An 18,052-nucleotide genomic window follows, 5' to 3' on the forward strand; every position below is an offset into this window, starting at 1 on the left:
ATTTTAGTGTTTGAAAAACTATGTTGGCGGATAGGTGCGCAAGGGATTGAACGGCATGTTTGAAATCCCCGACGCAGGAGGGATTGAGTAGTGAAAGCCCGACCCTTTTGGGTTGCGCTATAATAACACTAATTCTCTAGCACTTCTCGCATAGCCTTTGCCTTTACCAAACACTCTTCATACTCTTTTAACGGATTACTTTTTGCTGTAATAGCGCCACCAACAGAATACGATACATATTGTTTACTTTCATTATAAAGAATACTCCTAATCACCACATTAAAATCAAAATCTTCATCAGGTGAAAAATAACCAATAGCTCCAGAATACACACCTCGTTTGGTTTTTTCTAAATCTTCAATAATTTTCATTGCTGAGATTTTAGGAGCTCCCGTCATGCTTCCCATTGGGAATGTACTTTTAATAATATCAACAGGATGTGTTTCTGCATCTACTTTTGAAGTGACTGTAGATATCATTTGATGCACTTGATCAAACGTATAGATTTTACATAATTCCTCAACCTTAACACTACCTTTTAATGCGGTTTTTGATAGGTCGTTACGAACTAAATCAACAATCATAATGTTTTCACTACGCTCTTTTTCGTCATTTAATAAATCCTTTTTTAAGGTGTCATCCTCTTCTTTATTTTCCGAACGTTTAGCTGTACCTTTTATGGGTTGAGAGATAATAGCATCATTTTGCTTTTTAATATAGCGCTCTGGTGATGCACTTAACACATACTTATCTTGTAACTTAACATAAGATGCAAAAGGCGGATTAGATATGGCATTCAGCTTTTTATAAGTCTCCAAAGGATTTATACAGGTGTTTTCAGCAAAAAACTCTTGACAAAAATTAGCTTCATAAATATCACCACGATGTATATGAGCAAGCATGGTATTTACTTTCTCAAAATATTCATCTTTATGAATTTGAAGTTTAATTTTAATCTCGCTGCACAAATGATTCTCGTCCTCCTGTGTTGTATTTTTAATGTCATTTAAATCATCCTCCAGCTCATCATCAACAGCATTTAGATATTGAATTTCAATTTGATTTCCTTTAATTAAAAATAACCTTTTAGGCTGAAAAAAATATAAATCAGGAAAACCTAGCGCGTCATGATTTTCAGATTTTAAATCTTCAATATCATTTTTTAAATCGTAAGTTAAATAGCCAAAAATCCAATCTTTAGTCGTGGTAAAATATTCTTTAAGTTTATCGAAACCATTATAATAATCCGTTTGAATCCCTGTAAAGGCATCAACCGCTAAAACAGCGTCATAACTAGAATACTTCTGATAGTAGTTATTGGAATCTAACCAAACCACATCATCAAATTGCTGCGACCAAATCAGTAACTGATTCTTGAAATTTTCGATATCCTCGAAAGTATGAATGTGCTTTGTCCTCAATTAAAAATATTATAAAGCAAAGTTACTTAGAATCCTTAAAAGTTTAAGATTTTTGTACATTAGTTTAAACTATATATTTCCATGCACACATTACAAAACGATAAACTTAAAATAGCAGTTAAAAAAACGGGAGCAGAACTCTGCAAAATAACATCTGCTAAAAACAATACAGAATTTATGTGGCATGCAGACCCAGATGTTTGGGGAAGCTTTGCACCTAATCTATTCCCTATTATTGGCGCTTTAAAAGATGATGCTTATACTTTTGAAGGCAAAACATACACCCTTCCAAAACATGGGTTTGTTAGACATAACGAAGCCATAACCTTGCATCAGCAAACCGAAAACAGCTTAATATTTAAACTAACTTCAAACTCAGAATCACTAAAAAACTATCCTTTTGAGTTTGAATTCCTCATTACATACACCCTAACAAGCAACACCATAGAAGTTAAACATACCGTCATAAACACAGATTCTAAAACCATGTATTTCTCGGTTGGCGGTCACCCAGCTTTTAAATGCCCCGTTTTTGAAAATGAAAACTATGAAGACTATATTTTAGAATTTCAAACTGAAGAAAATTCTAAAAGACATTTAATAAACATGGAAAACGGACTCATTTCATCAGAAACAGAAACCGTTTTTAATAATTCTAATAAAATTCAATTAACTCACAATTTATTTAATAGAGACGCCCTCGTTTTTAAAGATTTAAAATCTAGAAAAGTAACATTAAAAAGCAACAAAAACGGAGACATTCTTTCCGTTAGCTACCCCGGTTTTCCATATCTAGGTATTTGGGCAAAACCCAATGGAGATTATGTGTGTATAGAGCCTTGGTTAGGAGTTGCAGACAGCGAAACTACCAACCAAAACTTCAAAGAAAAAGAAGGGATCTTAAATTTAGCACCCAACAAAACCTTTCAAGCCAGTTATATTATTGAAATACATAACAGCCATTTAGTCTAAAGTCAAGAATAAACGTAACTTTGCCCTCAAAATAGCACATCGTGACATTTAATCTGGCAATAGATATTTTAAAAATAAGTACAGATTGAATTCACCATTAAAAATTTTAGAAAATATCATAATATAGTATGGCTCATTTCAAGGACCTAAACCTAAACACACCACTTTTTAACGCCTTAGACGATTTAGGCTTTACAACACCTACGCCTATTCAAGAGCAAGCCTTTAATGTGGTAGCCTCAGGAAAAGATGTGGTTGGTATTGCACAAACAGGTACCGGAAAAACCTTTGCCTATATGCTGCCTATTTTAAAAAACTTGAAATATTCAGAGCAAGACAACCCACGTGTTTTGGTTTTAGTACCAACCCGAGAATTGGTTGTGCAAGTGGTTGACGAAATTGAAAAACTATCCAAATACATAAATAATCGTGTTTTAGGAGTTTATGGCGGCACCAATATTAACACCCAAAAACAAGCCATTGCACAAGGCATAGATATCTTGGTAGCCACACCAGGGCGTTTGTACGATTTGGCATTAAGTCGTGTTTTACAACTCAAATCCATACAAAAATTAGTGATAGATGAAGTGGATGTTATGCTCGATTTAGGCTTTAGACATCAGCTCATTAATATCTTTGATATTTTACCGCAACGCAGGCAAAACATCATGTTTTCGGCAACCATGACGCAAGATGTAGATGCCTTAATTAACGATTTCTTTAAAAGTCCAGAACGCGTTTCAATAGCCGTTTCTGGTACGCCGTTAGATAACATTTCGCAACACCGTTATAACGTTCCTAATTTTTACACCAAAGTAAATTTGTTGGTAGAATTATTACAAAACGAAGAACACTACAACAAAGTTTTAATTTTTGTGGCTTTTAAACGAATGGCAGACCGTTTGTTCGAAAAACTAGACGAGTATTTTAAAGAAGAACTCTGCGTTATCCACTCCAACAAAACCCAGAATTACAGACTCCGAAGCATCGAGCAATTCAGAAACGGCGATAACCGTATTTTAATAGCAACCGATGTTATGGCCCGTGGTTTGGATATCGACAACGTATCGCATGTTATAAATTTCGATACACCAGATTTTCCAGAAAACTACATGCACCGTATTGGTAGAACAGGGCGTGCAGAACGCCAAGGTCAAGCTTTAGTGTTTTCTACAGAAAAGGAACAAGAGGCTGTTGCCAATATCGAGGGTTTAATGAAAATGACTATTCCGGTTATAGACCTTCCAGAAACCGTCGAAATTTCTACCGAACTTATCGAAGAAGAGCGCCCGCAAATAAAAGAGCGCAACAACCCACATAAACGCAGAGACGAAGATGCGCCAGGGCCAGCATTTCATGAGAAATCCGAAAAAAACCAAAAAGAAAATTTAGGCGGAAGTTATAAATTCAAAATAGCTGCCAAGTATAAAAAGCCTAAAACGCGAGGCGATAAAAATTATAACAGACGGAATAAAAAGAAATAGGTTTGGGCGTTACCCAAGGGTCGGGCTTTACTCATTGGTTTTTATTTCATATTAATGAATTCGTGAATATAAATATTTCACTACTCAATCCCTCCTGCGTCGGGTATTTCAAACATGCCGTTCAATCCCTAACGCGCTTGTTTGCTAATGTCATTTATACGTTATTTGGGTTTGGGTTGTTTTGCTGCTTACTCAAAACACCACTAGTTAGAAACTAGCGGTAGCGAGGGTTACGCTTATCGTGTTTGTGTATGATTTCGTTGCGTGTTTCAGCAACTAATTTAGCAAATACAAACCGAATAGAAAATCCGCGAGGATTTTCGTAAGTAGGCGAGTACTAGCAATGAATTATACACGTTGTTAGGCACAGTATTATTTTTCTTTTTTAATCAATTCAATTTCTAATTTGTCCTGTTTTTCTTCTAATTTTTCAATATCTTTTTTATTATCTTCAACTGCTTCATTTTGATTTTTAACATCAGATTTCAGTTGTTTTATTTCTGTAGAATTTTCTTTTGTGTCATTCAATAAACCAGAATATGAAAGAGCATAAATCAGACTCGTTATTGCAAGTAGAACTGCAATAGCATAAAAGAAAATATTCTTATCCAATTTTTCTGAAACCTTACTCTCAAGTTCTTGTCTTAAATTATCATTCGAATCAGTTATTTTTTCACTAACAGATTTTAAATCTTTATTTAAACTATCATAACGTGAATTGATGTTGTCAGTTAGTTTAAAGTAAATATTTGTCTCTGATGTTAAATTTTCATTTATCGATTGAGAATTTATATTTGCACTTTGACTTTTGTTTATTTCAAAATTGGTAGATGTTTCTGATTCAGGAAAGGTTTTTCTTTGGTTTAATTTACCTAAACTTTTCTTTAAATCGTAGTCATCATTTTTTGGAATGATTGGATTTCTATTTTTTTTCTTTTTTCTACTCATATTAGAAATCCTTTAAATTCTCAACTAACGACTTTTCTACAGCAAGAGATGCAGTTATTACATCTTTGACTTTTGAAAAACTATTTAAGTTAGTGTTATCAGTTTTCAATAAATAATTATCTGTATCTACTGCAATACCGATTGAATTTTTTCTTTCAGGATATTTAAAAGTTCTTAAAAGAAATTGGTCATTTTCATCTAAAGGACCAATATGATAAGTTCCGTTTTGATAAACTATTTGTAATCTTAAATCTTTTGTTGGATAATCTTGTAAGAAAATTTGATTAGGAAATGATTCTTTGAAATTTTTTAGGATATCAGAAAATTTAGTTGATTTAGTTTTATAAGTACCTTGAATTCTACATCCTATTCTTTGAATGTTTAATTCTCCTAATATTTCTTTTATTGCCGAATACAATTTTGAAAAATCATCAACAAATTTTTCAATAGAATCTACTTTAGTACTAATTATTGATAATCGGTTTATTTCAACTTGGATTAGGTTTCTGATTAGTTCATCTTGATTATTGTCAGCAATCTTTAATGCAGAATCTCCAATACTCCAATCTGCTGCTTTTATAATGTTCAAAGTATTTACTTTGTCTAAAATCGTACCCTTTAAATCTAAAAATTTTGGTGCAGGTTGAAACCGAATTTCAATAATTATTTTTCGATTGGTTATTAATGAATTATCTATGTTGTTTTTCATTCGTATGATTGTTTTTTCATATTGTGCCTAACTTTAATGATATGACGTCGTTTTAATGACTTATATCAGTCGATACTGAAACAAGTTCATCATAAGTAAGCTAAGTTAGAATTTTATTGTAAAAAAATCAATACACATATGTACGTAATTATAAACAGTTATTAACAAAAAAATTGCCTTTTCAAATACGTGAAAAAGCGATTTTTTAAGTTAATTGATTGATTAATGAAGTTTAATTTATGTCAATTAGCACTCTTTTATTAGGATCATTTGCATAAAGTACGAGCGAGTTTTTATCCAATTTATAAAAGTTACGGCCAATTGGTAGACAATCTAAATCGGAAACTTTAAATAACTCTTGAAATGTTTTTTCTCCTGTTTCAATATTAATACTGTTTACAACATAAGAAGTATTCCTCTTTTTGCCACTTTTATTGTATATAATGTAGAGTACATTGTCAATCAATATATGTGCAAAACTTCCGTATCTACGCTCGGTAATTTGTTCTTTTTCAATTATGCTTTTTTGAATGGTTTTTCCTTTACTATTTATTGTGTATAAATGAATATTCCTATATGCATAAATGCCATTAATTGAAGGAGAGACTTCTTCCATAATAATAAGTTCAGAACCATTATTCAATTTTTTTATATCACGAATTATAGCGTTATTACCGTTATAATCTGAATCAAGTAGAATTGATACAGAATCAATCAATTTAAGGTCTTTGTTTAAAACATTTTTCTTTAATTCTAGACTTTTGTCATTTTTTGAAGAAATAAATGAATAATAAGATAGTGCTTCTCCTTTTAAAAATGGGTCGTGATAATATGCAGGCTTTTGTTTATAATTAGTTACATGATTGTTTTCACCATAAACTTCGTCTTTGGTAATAATTAAATCATTTGAAGGTTTAAATGAGACGAAAACATCTCCTTCATTACTAATCAAAGCGGAACTTATTTTAAGAAAAAAGGTTCGTTTTTTTCCCTTAATTCTTTTTTCACTCAATTGATTAAAATTATCATCGAAAACCTTTACTTCAAAATAAGTGATTTTCTCCTCTTTGTTGAAAGCCTTTTGAATAACACCAATTTTACTTGCATCATCAGAGATAATTATTTTTGGGTCTGGATATAAATTTTTTAAATCATTTTTTATACTTGGAGCTTCTAATAATTTCTTCTCTCTTATAAACATAAAGGTTTTAATATCAAGCTCATATTTATAAAAAGGTCCAAATTTATCTCTGCCAAATACATAAAACACATTATTAATCACTTTTGCATCACTAATCTTAAACCTTGATAACAGTTTTGTTTTAACAATAGCATTGTTGCGGTTATCTATTAATTGTACCTCTTGATTATAAAATTTCCCAGGTTTGTAGTTATTAACTATCCCTAAAGAATATAATGAATCAATTTTAGTAACTTGAAATAAATCAAACAACTTAGCTTTATTTTCGGTAGTGTGTTCAAGAACAGTATACTTAATCTGAGATTGCGCATACAAAACTACAGGGCTTGATAAAATTACCAGAAGAATTAATGTTTTTAATTTCATTTTATCAGGAAAAAATTGATAGATATTAAACAGTTTTCTCATTGTACCCAATTTAATGTTGTAACGTTGTTTTAATGACTTATATCTCTCGATACTGAAACAAGTTCTGCACAAGTAAGCGAAGTTAGAATTTTATTATCATCAAGTCAAGTATTTTCCATTTGAGTTATTTAAAAAAAAATCGCCTTTTCAAATACATGAAAAAGCGGTTTTTTAAGTTGATTGATGAAGAACTACTAATTAATTTTTATTTAAAGCTTTTAAAATAATAATCCCGATTCTTGGCAGTATAAACGTAACAGCCCCAAAAACGGTTGTTAAAAAAGAGACTTTAAGTCCTGCAGCCATCATACCTTGGCTAATATCGCCCATAGATTCAATGGCATCAAACGCCGTAATCATTCCTATTATAGAGCCTAAAAAACCAAATACCAAGCCTAAAATACTAGCATCTGATGCTAAACTGGTCATTTTTTTAGATTTCACTATATCTTTTTTAAGATTTACAAACCCTATAACAACAAAGGCTAAAGCCAGTAAAAGGCATATTAAAATTAATGACATAAAAAGTGGTCCGCCTTCCATAAAACGGTCTGCAAAAACATTCAAAGAAATAACTGATGATACATTCATAATAATGGTTTTAATTAAACATGCTACAAACATATAGCCTAAATACCTTGCAAAATTTAAAATGCGACGGATGACGAATTTAGCAATAAAAACAACATCAGGTTAAAACGGTTACTAAATTGGTTATTCGTCTACAAAACAAAAACCTCATCAAATTTTATACTATTATTGTATTGATGTTTACAAAGCGCTTCATATTAAAAAAGATAGGGCAAATGCTTTTACACGTTATATTCTGGTATGGCGTGCTTTTATTTTATACCTATTTTTTTGGTGTAGATAGTAGTGATTTTAGTTACGTTAAAAGCTTTTCATTCTTTTTAATGCCCATAACCATTGCTACAACCTATGTTTTTATTTATAAGCTTATCCCTGATTATTTAATTACTAAACGTTATTTCTTATTTGGTCTGTACAGTCTTTATACATTTATAATTTCAGCATATCTTATTGTTATATCTGTGTTTTACGGATTGGTTTACCTTTCAAATTTCGAAGAATCAAATATGGCGCCAATTAGTAAAAGCTTACTTTTTGTGGGTATTGCGGTGTATTTGGTAGTTATTATTGTTAGTGCGTTTAAGCTTTTAAAACTAAACTTAAAACATGCCGAAGACACCAAAAAATTGGAAACTAAAATTTTAGAAACGCAACTAAAACTTAAAGAACAGGAGTTGAATTATCTGAAAATGCAGATTCATCCGCACTTTCTATTTAACACACTAAACACCATGTATGGTTTTGCTTTAAAAAAAGCTGACGAAACCCCAGAAATGATTTTGAAGCTCTCAAACTTGCTAGATTATTTGCTATACCAAGTAGATAAACCCTTTGTGGCTTTACAAGATGAAATTAATCATATTAATGATTACATAGAATTAGAAAAAATGCGTTTTAATGATACGCTTCAAATCCATTTTAAAACCGAAAACATTTTAGAGGATATGCAAATTGCGCCTATGCTCCTACTGCCTTTTGTTGAGAACAGTTTTAAACATGGGAGTTTAAAAAAAGGGGTTTTACAAGTTAATATTCAATTACGTTGTGAAGGCAACCATATTGTTTTTAAAATTGAAAACACCAATACTAACAACGAGACTTCTGAAAAAGGCATTGGTTTAGAAAATATTAAAAAGCGCTTAGATTTGTTATATAAAGCGGCTTACCAATTAAAAATTGATGATACAACTGAATTATTTAAAGTACATTTAGAGTTAGATATTACGCCGTAAATGGAGAACCCTAAAAACATATCGTGCCTTATTGTTGATGATGAAGCTATAGCCAGAGAAGTTATAGCAACGCATGTAGCAAAAATACCAAACATTACTATTGTAGCAAGTTGCAGTAACGCCATTGAAGCATTTAATGCCTTAAGAAATAATCAAATCGATTTGATTTTTCTGGATATTAATATGCCCGAAGTGTCTGGTATTTCTTTTGCGAAGTCAATTAATAAAGATATGAAAATCATTTTTACAACTGCCTACAGGGATTTTGCTGTTGAAGGTTTTGAATTGCAAGCTGTAGATTATTTAATGAAACCTATCTCTTTTGATAGACTTTTAAAGGCCGTAAATACCTATTATGATATCTACACATCAAACCAACAGCCTCAAGAAACAAAAGCTGATACTAATGGTTTTATGTTTGTTCGCGCAGACAGACGCATGGTTAAAATTGATTTTGAATCTATAATATATATTGAAAGTTATAGCGATTATATAAAAATCCATTTAGCCAATGAAACTATTGTAACTAGAGAAACCATAAGTGCCATTGAAGCTAAATTACCAAGTAACCGCTTTTTAAGAATACATCGGTCTTACATCATAGCTTTGAAACATATTACGTCTTTTACTAACGAGGAAATAACAATTAATAATACGTCTCTTACCATAAGTAGAAGCTACAAAAAAGATGTGCTTCAAATTCTAGAAAAATTCTAAAAAATTTATTTTCCACCAAGCGGATAACCTTTAATATAATACCCTTGCTTCTTTCCGTTTGCTTTAAAGGCATCATTAATCTCCCAATTATAATTGGATGTTTTGACATCACTTAATAACAATTCAATATCTTCAAAAGTATATGTACGCATTAAAGAGGCTTGACCATCCCAAGCATACGCTAATGGAATAATTGGAATGATATAGGTGAACAGTAGTTGTGTAAGCGTAATGCTTTTGGTAAAAGGCGTCATTACCCATGTCATAACAAAAAGAATAAGCAAAGATATTGGGAGTAATAATATCCAAGCTACAAATGGAACGTTGTTCTTCGCTATTTCGTAAATTAAAATAGGCTCGTTATTTTTTGAAGCTGATTTTAAAATATTTTTAGCAATTTCAGGATTCATATGATGAAAACTGGCAATCATGGTTTTTAACCCTTTTGGTACTTCAGATAAATTGGTAGCATTTATAGAATCTTCATGATAAGTAACAAACTCATTATCATCGGTATTTATTTTCTTAACCAATTTTGGGTTTGGATGTAAGTCGGTTAAAAGTAAACGTAATTTATCCTCTTTTTGTACTTCATTTATATGCTCAACAACACTAGGCATAGGACCACCTGAACCAGAACCTAAATCTACAATTGAATCAAAATGAATTGTCTTTCTTAAATCGATAATGAGGTTTGATAACACTTCTGTTGTTCCCATTATTTTATGAAGCAGCAGAATCAGATTAGTCATGGCTACTCTGAAACTCGTTGGAAACCAACTAAAATCTTCAAATTCAAAGAGTTCTTTGCGTTTCATTACTAATTAAAAATACCGTTTTTTTTCTCAATGCTATTGGGCGCCCAAATCTTGATATCATCAAACTTTCCTGTATCATCAAACGAACCAAAACCTAAGTAACCAGATTTAAAATGCGCATCTGTTGCTTTCATGATAGGTGTCGTCATGTCATCAAAATAAATTTCAATAAGCCCTTCTTCAACTTTTCTAACCACTCTGGCAGTATGCCAATCGTCCACCGCTCCCCAACTAGTACCCTTAGTTCTTTCCGAAGCTATACTTTTTCGAGGTTCATCATTAACTAAAAAAATAGAATTTGCATGTGCATCTGCTTTTGAAGCGATATGTGTATAATAAAAATTAGATGCGTTAGTAATGCCAAACATTAAACATAAATCGCGGTGCCCATACTCTCTTCCATTTTGGTTTAATCTTATTTCATAAATAAAATCACCAAGAAGAACATTTTTTATTAAAGCTATATTAAATGGCGACCTTACTTCTGGTTTATAATTGCTTTTTCCAATAAGCTCCAAACAATTGCCTTTGCTTCCTTTTGAAATGCGCCAGACTTTGCTGTCCGTCATTTCAAAATCATGTATCGCTTCTGTAGATTCAAAATCTTGACTATAAACTTGTTTATAATCCTCTGGAATATTGGCTTGTGCACATAGTTTTATACTTAAAGTAAAACATACAAAAAGAGCAAAGGGAATTTTCATGTAATGAGTATTTATTGTTCTCTAAATTATCACTTTAAATTTTAATAATAAAAAATCCCCTTTCAAATTAATGAAAAGGGATTGTAAGATGTAGAGAGTGTTTCGTTACTCAGAAAAGTAACCAACCAAATTTTAACCCTAACTTAAAGTTAATCCTGAATACTTACTTGACTCTCTACAATATCTTTAATAGGCACTACTAATTTTCCTTCTTTTGTTTTTATTGTTACAGATATACTATTTATGGCTTCAACTTCACCACGTATACCATTAAATTCAATTACTTGACCAACCTCATATAACTTTCTTGCATAAAAAGTGTTTAACACTTTTTCTATTACATTTCTAGCTCCTAATCCAAAGGCTAAAGCAAAGGCTAGTAAAAATGATGCAAGTATCATTTTTATATTACTAGTAATAATCTCAGTATTTATTTCTGCTTGATTTAATGCCGTTATGCTTATTAAAACCATTAATAATATAAATACCAATTGGCTTAATAATTTACCTCCTGAAAGCTCTAAAGATTCAAATAAACTCTGAAGTGATTTCTTGACAAAAGTTGCAAACAATAAACCTAATGTTACAATAACTAAAGCAGTAAATAACTTTGGTAAGTAGGCAAAAAAGCTTTTTAAACCTTCAGACACCATTGTTAATTCTAGAATATCTGCAACTATGGTAATTAAAACAATGTACAATAACCATTTTGTTGTCTTAACAAGAATATTTACTAAATTAATATTTAAAGTTTTACCTTCAGATAATTCAATCTCATTAAGCTTATCTCCTAACTTATTGACATTGGCTTTTGTTAATACTTTTCTAAGCACACTTGTAATTATCTTTGTTATTATTAAAAAAATAATAATTAAAGCTAGTACTCCGAGGATTTTAGGTGCTGAAGCGGCTATGTCTATCCAAATACTTTCTAATGATTCTTTTATTTGATCTAAAAAATCCATAATTCGTGGGTTATAATTGGTTATTGGTTTTTCTTATTTCTATTACTTACTACCGTTTCTATAACATGACTAAAATTATAAGAAAACAAAGCAGCCAAGTCCATTAAGAGTTTAGCCATAGCGATATCACTCATCACCTTTGACTTTAACTCTGGCGGAACTTCCTTAAGAGGCTGGTTTATATGTTTAAATGGATTATCCATTAATTTTGATTTTCGTTATATACGGTTACTAGTTTATCTTTAGCACGTTTAATTCTCATTTTCACTGCGCTTTGTCCAATACCTAAGGCTTCTTCTATCTCTTTAATAGTTAAAAAGTCTTGGTATTTCATTAGCAAAATCATTTTCTCTTCTGGAGAAATGAGCTCTAATGCCACTTTTAATTTATCAACTTTCATACTAAGGAAACTATCATCATTTTCCTCATCTTCTGAAAGGTTTTCTATGTCTTTATAATCTACGGATTGCTTTTCAAACTTCTTAGCCGTATTTCTTGTTACGTAATTAACACAATGATTATATGTAAATGAATATAACCATGTTGAAAATTTTGATTTCCCTTTAAAGCTAGCTAATTTAACAAAGAGTTTTAAAAATACATCTTGTGTTAAATCTTTAGCTTCATGTTCATCTTTAGCAAACCCGTAACATTTATTATATACTAATCCTGCATACCTGTCATACAAGATCTCGAAAAGCAATGTGTTATTTGTTTTCACAATTGCTTCTACCAGATCCTCGTCAGATAGCTTATTAATATTGTCTAGGGTTTTCAAATTTAGCTTGCGCTATTTAGTTGTTACAAAGATTAAGACACATGATTTTCTAGTAGGTCACATGAATTACAAAAAAATAAAAATTTTATTTAATTGACATAAAAAACTTTCATTTATATATACGCATTTCTTACGCATTAGTCTTTTTAAACATTAATTAATGATAATGGTTAAAGTTAACCTAAACAAACGTAAACTACTAAATATAAGACAATTAAAGTAAAAATAGTTTTAGAGGTATAAAAAAATTAGTAACTTGTAATTCATCAAACCAATGACAACCAAATATTTACGATAATGAGAAAAATAATTCTAACTCTAATCGCCCTAGGTCTATTTTTTTCTTGTAAAAAAACGAATAAGCAAACAGAAGAACTTATTGTTACCAAAACATCATCTTCTAAATATGCCTGTGTGCCACCAGTAACGGATGCAAAATGGTATAAAGAAGACAACATTGCACCTCTTTTAGATGGTTATGACGTAATTGATTACCCCATAACGACGGAAAACGATTTAGTTCAAAAATACTTTAATCAAGGTATGGCTTTGGCTTATGCATTTAATCATGCAGAAGCTGCTCGTTCTTTTCATTATGCAACAAAACTAGACCCAACTTGTGCTATGGCCTATTGGGGTTTTGCATATGTTTTGGGCCCTAATTATAATGCTGGTATGGAGCCAGATAATTACGAACGTGCATATAAAGCGATTCAAAAAGCTAAATCATTATCAAAAAACGCCACTAAAAAAGAACAGCAATTTATAGATGCTATGGCTAAGCGTTACGCTCCTGTTCCGCCTGAAGATAGAAGTCTGTTAGATATAGATTACTCTAAAGCTTTAAAGGTGCTCTATAATGAATATCCTGATGATTCTGAAATATCATCGCTATATGTAGAGTCTATGATGAATTTACATCCATGGGATTTATATGATAAAGCTGGGGATGCAAAACCTTGGACACCAGAAATAGTTTCTCTGTTGGAAACTTTGATTAAAAAAAATCCGAAGCATCCTGGGGCGCATCATTTTTACATTCATGCAGTTGAAGCATCAAGTAGTCCAGAACGTTCTGATGCATCTGCAAAAGTTTTTGATGATGGTTTAGTTACTGGATCTGGGCATTTATTACATATGCCTTCTCACACTTATATTAGAACTGGCGAATACCATAAAGGCACTTTATCTAACATAGCTGCCGTAAAAGCAGATAGTACTTATGTTAGTAATTGTCATGCTCAAGGCGCATATCCATTAGGTTACTATCCACATAACTATCATTTTATGGCTGCAACCGCAACTTTAGAAGGCAATAAACATTGGGCCATGATAGGTGCAAATAAAGTATCTAAACATGTATATCCAGAAATTATGAAAGAACCTGGTTGGGGGACATTACAACATTATTATACCATACCCTATTATGTAGCTGTAAAATTTAAAATGTGGGATGAAATTCTAGATATGAAGTTAGATATATACGATTTAAAATACCCAAAAGCTATTCGACATTACGCTGAAGGAATGGCGCATCTTGGAAAAGAAAATATAACTAAAGCTAAAGCAGAATTAACTGCCCTTGAAGCATTATCAGAAGATGAAACTTTAAAAGAAGTGACTATTTGGGATATTAATGATGTTTATGTTTTGGTTCAAATTGCAAAAAAAGTTTTAGATGCTGAAATTCTTGCGCATGAAGGAAACTACAAAGCCAGTATTGTGTTATTAAGAGAAGCTATTGAGATTGAAGATGCTCTAAATTATAACGAACCACCAGATTGGTTTTTCTCTATCCGCCATCATTTAGGGCCTATATTAATGAAAAATAGACAGTACAGAGTAGCCATTGAATTATATGAAGAAGATTTAAAAAAATTTCCAAAAAATGGTTGGGCACATCATGGGTTAAAACAAGCTTATAAAGCACTGAATGATTCTGAGCAAGTAACTATAATGAATGGCCGCATTGCAGAAAGTTGGGCGCATGCAGATTATGAAATTCAGTAAATCATTAAACTTTTGTTAAGGCGTATATTAAATAGGTTTATTATTATCGATATTCATAAATTAGCAAAAATTTTGTTTATAAATCGAGCATGCTAAAGATTTTAATACGTTATGATATGGTTATAGCGAACTGCATGTAACAATCAAAAAAACAATAAATACAAACACATGAAATCACTATACATTTTTCTTATCTCTGCTATTTTTATATTACCTCTAAAAAGTCATGCTTTTGATGATTTTTGGGGACAAACTGGGCATCGTGTTGTTGGAAAAATAGCTGACAACTATTTAAAAGGAAAAGCAAAAAGAGAGGTAAGACGTTTGTTAAAAAGAAAATCACTTGCCTTTGTATCAACATTTGCTGATGAAATAAAAGCAGATAAACGTTATAATGAATTCTACACTTGGCATTATATAAATATGCCTCTTGATGCGAATTATGAAGATTCTAAGAAAAACCCGAAAGGGGATTTAGTAACTGGGATAGCATACTGTACAAAAATTATTAAAGATGAGAAATCTTCAGATGATGATAAAGCATTTTACTTAAAGCTATTAATTCATCTTATTGGCGATTTACACCAACCGATGCACATTGGCTTAGAAGAAGACCGTGGTGGGAACGATTTTAAAGTACAATGGCATTATGAAGACTCAAACTTACACAGAGTTTGGGATAGTGAAATGATTGAGAAATACGACATGACTTACACAGAATTAGCTGATAACGCAGATATTTTAACAAAAGATCAAGTAAAAGCTATTCAAAAAGGATCTGTTATTGATTGGGTAAATGAAACACATGAACTCACAAAAAAAGTATATGCTTCTGCTAAGCCTGAGGAAAATTTAAGATATCGTTATTCTTATAAGAATTTTAAAACCGTTAGAAGTCAATTACAAATTGCTGGCATTCGTTTAGCGCAATATTTGAATGATTTGTTTTAAAAAGCAATAACTTATAAAATATAAAAAGGCTAACTTAATTTAAAAGTTAGCCTTTTTGTTTTAACAGATTTCTGCTTTCTCAGGAATTTATATATGCAGTGCTCTATCCTCAGTAGCCGCTAAAGCCGCTTCTTTAATAGCCTCAGTAAATGTTGGATGCGCGTGAGACATACGAGATACATCTTCTGCAGAAGCACGGTACTCCATAGCCACAACAGCCTCAGCAATCATATCTGCTGCACGTGCTCCAATCATGTGCACTCCTAGAATTTCATCAGTTGCTTTATCTGCTAAGATTTTTACAAAACCATCTAAATCCATACTTGCTCTACTTCTACCTAAAGCTCGCATTGGGAAGGACCCCACTTTGTAATCTATTCCTGCTTCTTTTAATTCCTCTTCAGTTTTACCAACTGCAGCAACTTCTGGCCATGTGTAAACCACACCAGGAATTAAATTATAATCAATATGTGGTTTTTGTCCTGCTAAAGTTTCAGCTACAAAAACACCTTCTTCTTCAGCTTTATGTGCCAACATTGCTCCTTTAACTACATCTCCAATTGCATATATATTTGAAGCAGATGTTTGTAAATGTCCGTTTACTTCCACTCGACCTCTGTCATCCAATTTTACACCTGCAGCTTCGGCATTTAAACCATCTGTATAAGGACGACGGCCAACAGAAACTAAACAGTAATCCCCTTTAAACTCTACTTCTTCACCTTTTTTATTGTCTGCTTTCACAATAACCTCATCGCCTTTACGAGTAACAGACTTCACTTTATGAGATACTTGCATTTTGAATTTAGCTTTCTTAAAAACCTTATTCAATTCTTTAGATAAACCAGCATCCATAGTAGGAATGATTCTGTCCATATATTCAACAACGGTAACCTCAGCACCTAACCTTCTATATACTTGTCCTAATTCTAAACCAATTACACCGCCACCAATAACAATCATGTGTTTTGGGATTTCTTTAAGCTTTAAAGCTTCTGTAGATGTAATAATTCTTTCTTTATCTAATTCAATAAATGGCAAATTAGATGGCTTACTTCCAGTGGCTATAATCGTGTTTTTTGCTTCAATCTCTGTAGTTTCCTCACCAGAAATTGTAATATGAGTGGCATCTTTAAAACTTCCTAAGCCTTGATAAACATCAATCTTATTCTTCTTCATTAAAAAATCAATACCTCCAGTAGTTTGATCAACAACGGCTTGCTTACGCGCGATCATTTTCTCTAAATTCACTTTAACCTCTCCTGGTACTTCAATACCATGCTCTTCAAAATGCTTTACAGCATCTTCATAATGATGAGAAGAATCTAAAAGTGCTTTACTTGGAATACAACCTACATTTAAACAGGTACCTCCCAATGTGGAATATTTTTCTATAATGGCAGTTTTCATGCCTAATTGCGCGCAACGAATAGCTGCAACATAACCTCCAGGACCAGAACCGATAACGGCTACATCGTATGAATTCATATTATAATTTTGAAGTTTTTCTATTTAAAAATCGAAAACCAAAAATACGAATGTTTTGCGGGAAGGCAATAAAAAAATATAGCTTAATACAACGGAATTCTAGTTTCTTTTAAACCTAAAGAAATTAAATAATCTTTTACTTCTAATGAATCATCACCACCTCGTTCTGCATGATGCAATAATGTATAGCCATGCGGTCCTTTTGCATTTAATAAATTTGGCATAAAATCAAGCATTAATTTTATAGAGTCAATTTTCCCAAAAAGCGCCATTGTAAATATATTAGCTTGTGCGCCTCGATTTAGTAAATACGTTGCTATTTCTTTATTTCCAACATGACAAGCTGCTCCAAGTCCTGTTTCAAAATCACCTCGTCTCCAATCATGAGCAGCATTTAATAATGTTGGATGTTCTTCTAATAAGGGCTTAACAATATCAAATTTACCATGTGAAGCACCTACAAATTTTTCGACTAAAGCCTTATCTAATTGAGGCTCTTCTTGCGGTTTTGTAAAAGAGAATAATGGTATTGCAGGTATAATAAGTGAAGTAACTCCTACTGATTTGATAAACTGTTTACGATTCATAATAAAATGATTTTCATTAAAACTAAAAATAAAAAATCATTTAAGTATTGGGTTTAACAAGGCTTTAT

General features: G+C 31.7%; 18 protein-coding genes. 6 read left to right on the forward strand and 12 right to left on the reverse strand.

Going from position 1 to position 18,052, the window contains the following annotated elements:
* Positions 1–128: 128 nt before the first annotated feature.
* On the reverse strand, positions 129–1,421 hold the full coding sequence (pabB, locus tag DIS18_RS12260; protein WP_109353374.1) for an aminodeoxychorismate synthase component I: 1,293 nt from the start codon (positions 1,419–1,421) through the stop codon (positions 129–131).
* Positions 1,422–1,502: 81 nt separating this feature from the next.
* Here pabB and DIS18_RS12265 point away from each other — a divergent pair, with 81 nt between their 5' ends.
* Positions 1,503–2,393, forward strand: coding sequence for an aldose 1-epimerase family protein (locus tag DIS18_RS12265; protein WP_109353375.1), 891 nt, complete (start codon positions 1,503–1,505; stop codon positions 2,391–2,393).
* Between the two features lie 128 nt (positions 2,394–2,521).
* Positions 2,522–3,877, forward strand: coding sequence for a DEAD/DEAH box helicase (locus DIS18_RS12270; protein WP_109353376.1), 1,356 nt, complete (start codon positions 2,522–2,524; stop codon positions 3,875–3,877).
* Between the two features lie 372 nt (positions 3,878–4,249).
* On the opposite strand, the gene DIS18_RS12275 is transcribed toward DIS18_RS12270, so the two are convergent.
* The 4 genes from DIS18_RS12275 to DIS18_RS12290 all read right to left on the reverse strand — a co-directional run bounded on the left by DIS18_RS12275 (position 4,250) and on the right by DIS18_RS12290 (position 7,734).
* Positions 4,250–4,825: a hypothetical protein gene (locus DIS18_RS12275; protein ID WP_109353377.1), complete on the reverse strand. Its 576-nt coding sequence runs from the start codon at positions 4,823–4,825 to the stop codon at positions 4,250–4,252.
* A gap of 1 nt (position 4,826) precedes the next feature.
* Entirely contained in the window at positions 4,827–5,534 is a 708-nt protein-coding gene (locus DIS18_RS12280; protein ID WP_109353378.1) for a hypothetical protein, read from the reverse strand.
* 232 nt (positions 5,535–5,766) lie between these two features.
* On the reverse strand, positions 5,767–7,143 hold the full coding sequence (locus DIS18_RS12285) for a hypothetical protein (protein ID WP_109353379.1): 1,377 nt from the start codon (positions 7,141–7,143) through the stop codon (positions 5,767–5,769).
* Between the two features lie 198 nt (positions 7,144–7,341).
* On the reverse strand, positions 7,342–7,734 hold the full coding sequence (locus tag DIS18_RS12290) for a MotA/TolQ/ExbB proton channel family protein (protein WP_109353519.1): 393 nt from the start codon (positions 7,732–7,734) through the stop codon (positions 7,342–7,344).
* A 215-nt stretch (positions 7,735–7,949) separates the two neighbouring features.
* On the opposite strand from DIS18_RS12290, the gene DIS18_RS12295 reads away from it, so the two are divergent.
* Together DIS18_RS12295 and DIS18_RS12300 are read left to right on the forward strand one after the other, a co-directional pair.
* Complete coding sequence (locus DIS18_RS12295) at positions 7,950–8,966, forward strand: sensor histidine kinase (protein WP_245925694.1); 1,017 nt, start codon at positions 7,950–7,952, stop codon at positions 8,964–8,966.
* On the forward strand, positions 8,967–9,683 hold the full coding sequence (locus tag DIS18_RS12300) for a LytR/AlgR family response regulator transcription factor (protein WP_109353381.1): 717 nt from the start codon (positions 8,967–8,969) through the stop codon (positions 9,681–9,683).
* 5 nt (positions 9,684–9,688) lie between these two features.
* Here the strand turns inward: DIS18_RS12300 and DIS18_RS12305 are convergent, their stop codons facing one another.
* From DIS18_RS12305 to DIS18_RS12325, 5 genes are all read right to left on the reverse strand, one after another.
* A complete protein-coding gene (locus DIS18_RS12305; protein WP_109353382.1) occupies positions 9,689–10,501 on the reverse strand; it encodes a hypothetical protein in 813 nt (270 codons plus the stop codon).
* Between the two features lie 2 nt (positions 10,502–10,503).
* The gene (locus DIS18_RS12310) at positions 10,504–11,205 is read right to left on the reverse strand and encodes a hypothetical protein (RefSeq protein WP_109353383.1); all 702 of its coding nucleotides are present in this window, start codon (positions 11,203–11,205) and stop codon (positions 10,504–10,506) included.
* Positions 11,206–11,354: 149 nt separating this feature from the next.
* Positions 11,355–12,170, reverse strand: coding sequence for a mechanosensitive ion channel family protein (locus DIS18_RS12315; protein WP_109353384.1), 816 nt, complete (start codon positions 12,168–12,170; stop codon positions 11,355–11,357).
* A gap of 20 nt (positions 12,171–12,190) precedes the next feature.
* On the reverse strand, positions 12,191–12,373 hold the full coding sequence (locus DIS18_RS12320) for a hypothetical protein (protein ID WP_109353385.1): 183 nt from the start codon (positions 12,371–12,373) through the stop codon (positions 12,191–12,193).
* The gene (locus tag DIS18_RS12325; protein ID WP_109353386.1) at positions 12,373–12,948 is read right to left on the reverse strand and encodes an RNA polymerase sigma factor; all 576 of its coding nucleotides are present in this window, start codon (positions 12,946–12,948) and stop codon (positions 12,373–12,375) included. The genes DIS18_RS12320 and DIS18_RS12325 overlap by 1 nt, the downstream gene beginning before the upstream one ends.
* A gap of 297 nt (positions 12,949–13,245) precedes the next feature.
* Here DIS18_RS12325 and DIS18_RS12330 point away from each other — a divergent pair, with 297 nt between their 5' ends.
* Both DIS18_RS12330 and DIS18_RS12335 read left to right on the forward strand, forming a co-directional pair.
* Positions 13,246–14,958, forward strand: a complete 1,713-nt coding sequence (locus tag DIS18_RS12330; protein ID WP_109353387.1) for a tetratricopeptide repeat protein — start codon at positions 13,246–13,248, stop codon at positions 14,956–14,958.
* A 168-nt stretch (positions 14,959–15,126) separates the two neighbouring features.
* The gene (locus DIS18_RS12335; RefSeq protein ID WP_109353388.1) at positions 15,127–15,909 is read left to right on the forward strand and encodes a S1/P1 nuclease; all 783 of its coding nucleotides are present in this window, start codon (positions 15,127–15,129) and stop codon (positions 15,907–15,909) included.
* An 87-nt stretch (positions 15,910–15,996) separates the two neighbouring features.
* Here DIS18_RS12335 and lpdA read toward each other — a convergent pair whose 3' ends face one another.
* Together lpdA and DIS18_RS12345 are read right to left on the reverse strand one after the other, a co-directional pair.
* Positions 15,997–17,397: a dihydrolipoyl dehydrogenase gene (gene lpdA, locus DIS18_RS12340; RefSeq protein ID WP_109353389.1), complete on the reverse strand. Its 1,401-nt coding sequence runs from the start codon at positions 17,395–17,397 to the stop codon at positions 15,997–15,999.
* An 83-nt stretch (positions 17,398–17,480) separates the two neighbouring features.
* Positions 17,481–17,984, reverse strand: coding sequence for an ankyrin repeat domain-containing protein (locus tag DIS18_RS12345; protein ID WP_109353390.1), 504 nt, complete (start codon positions 17,982–17,984; stop codon positions 17,481–17,483).
* Positions 17,985–18,052 lie beyond the last annotated feature (68 nt).

The sequence above is a fragment of the Algibacter marinivivus genome, from assembly GCF_003143755.1.
Classification (GTDB): Bacteria; Bacteroidota; Bacteroidia; order Flavobacteriales; family Flavobacteriaceae; genus Algibacter_B; species Algibacter_B marinivivus.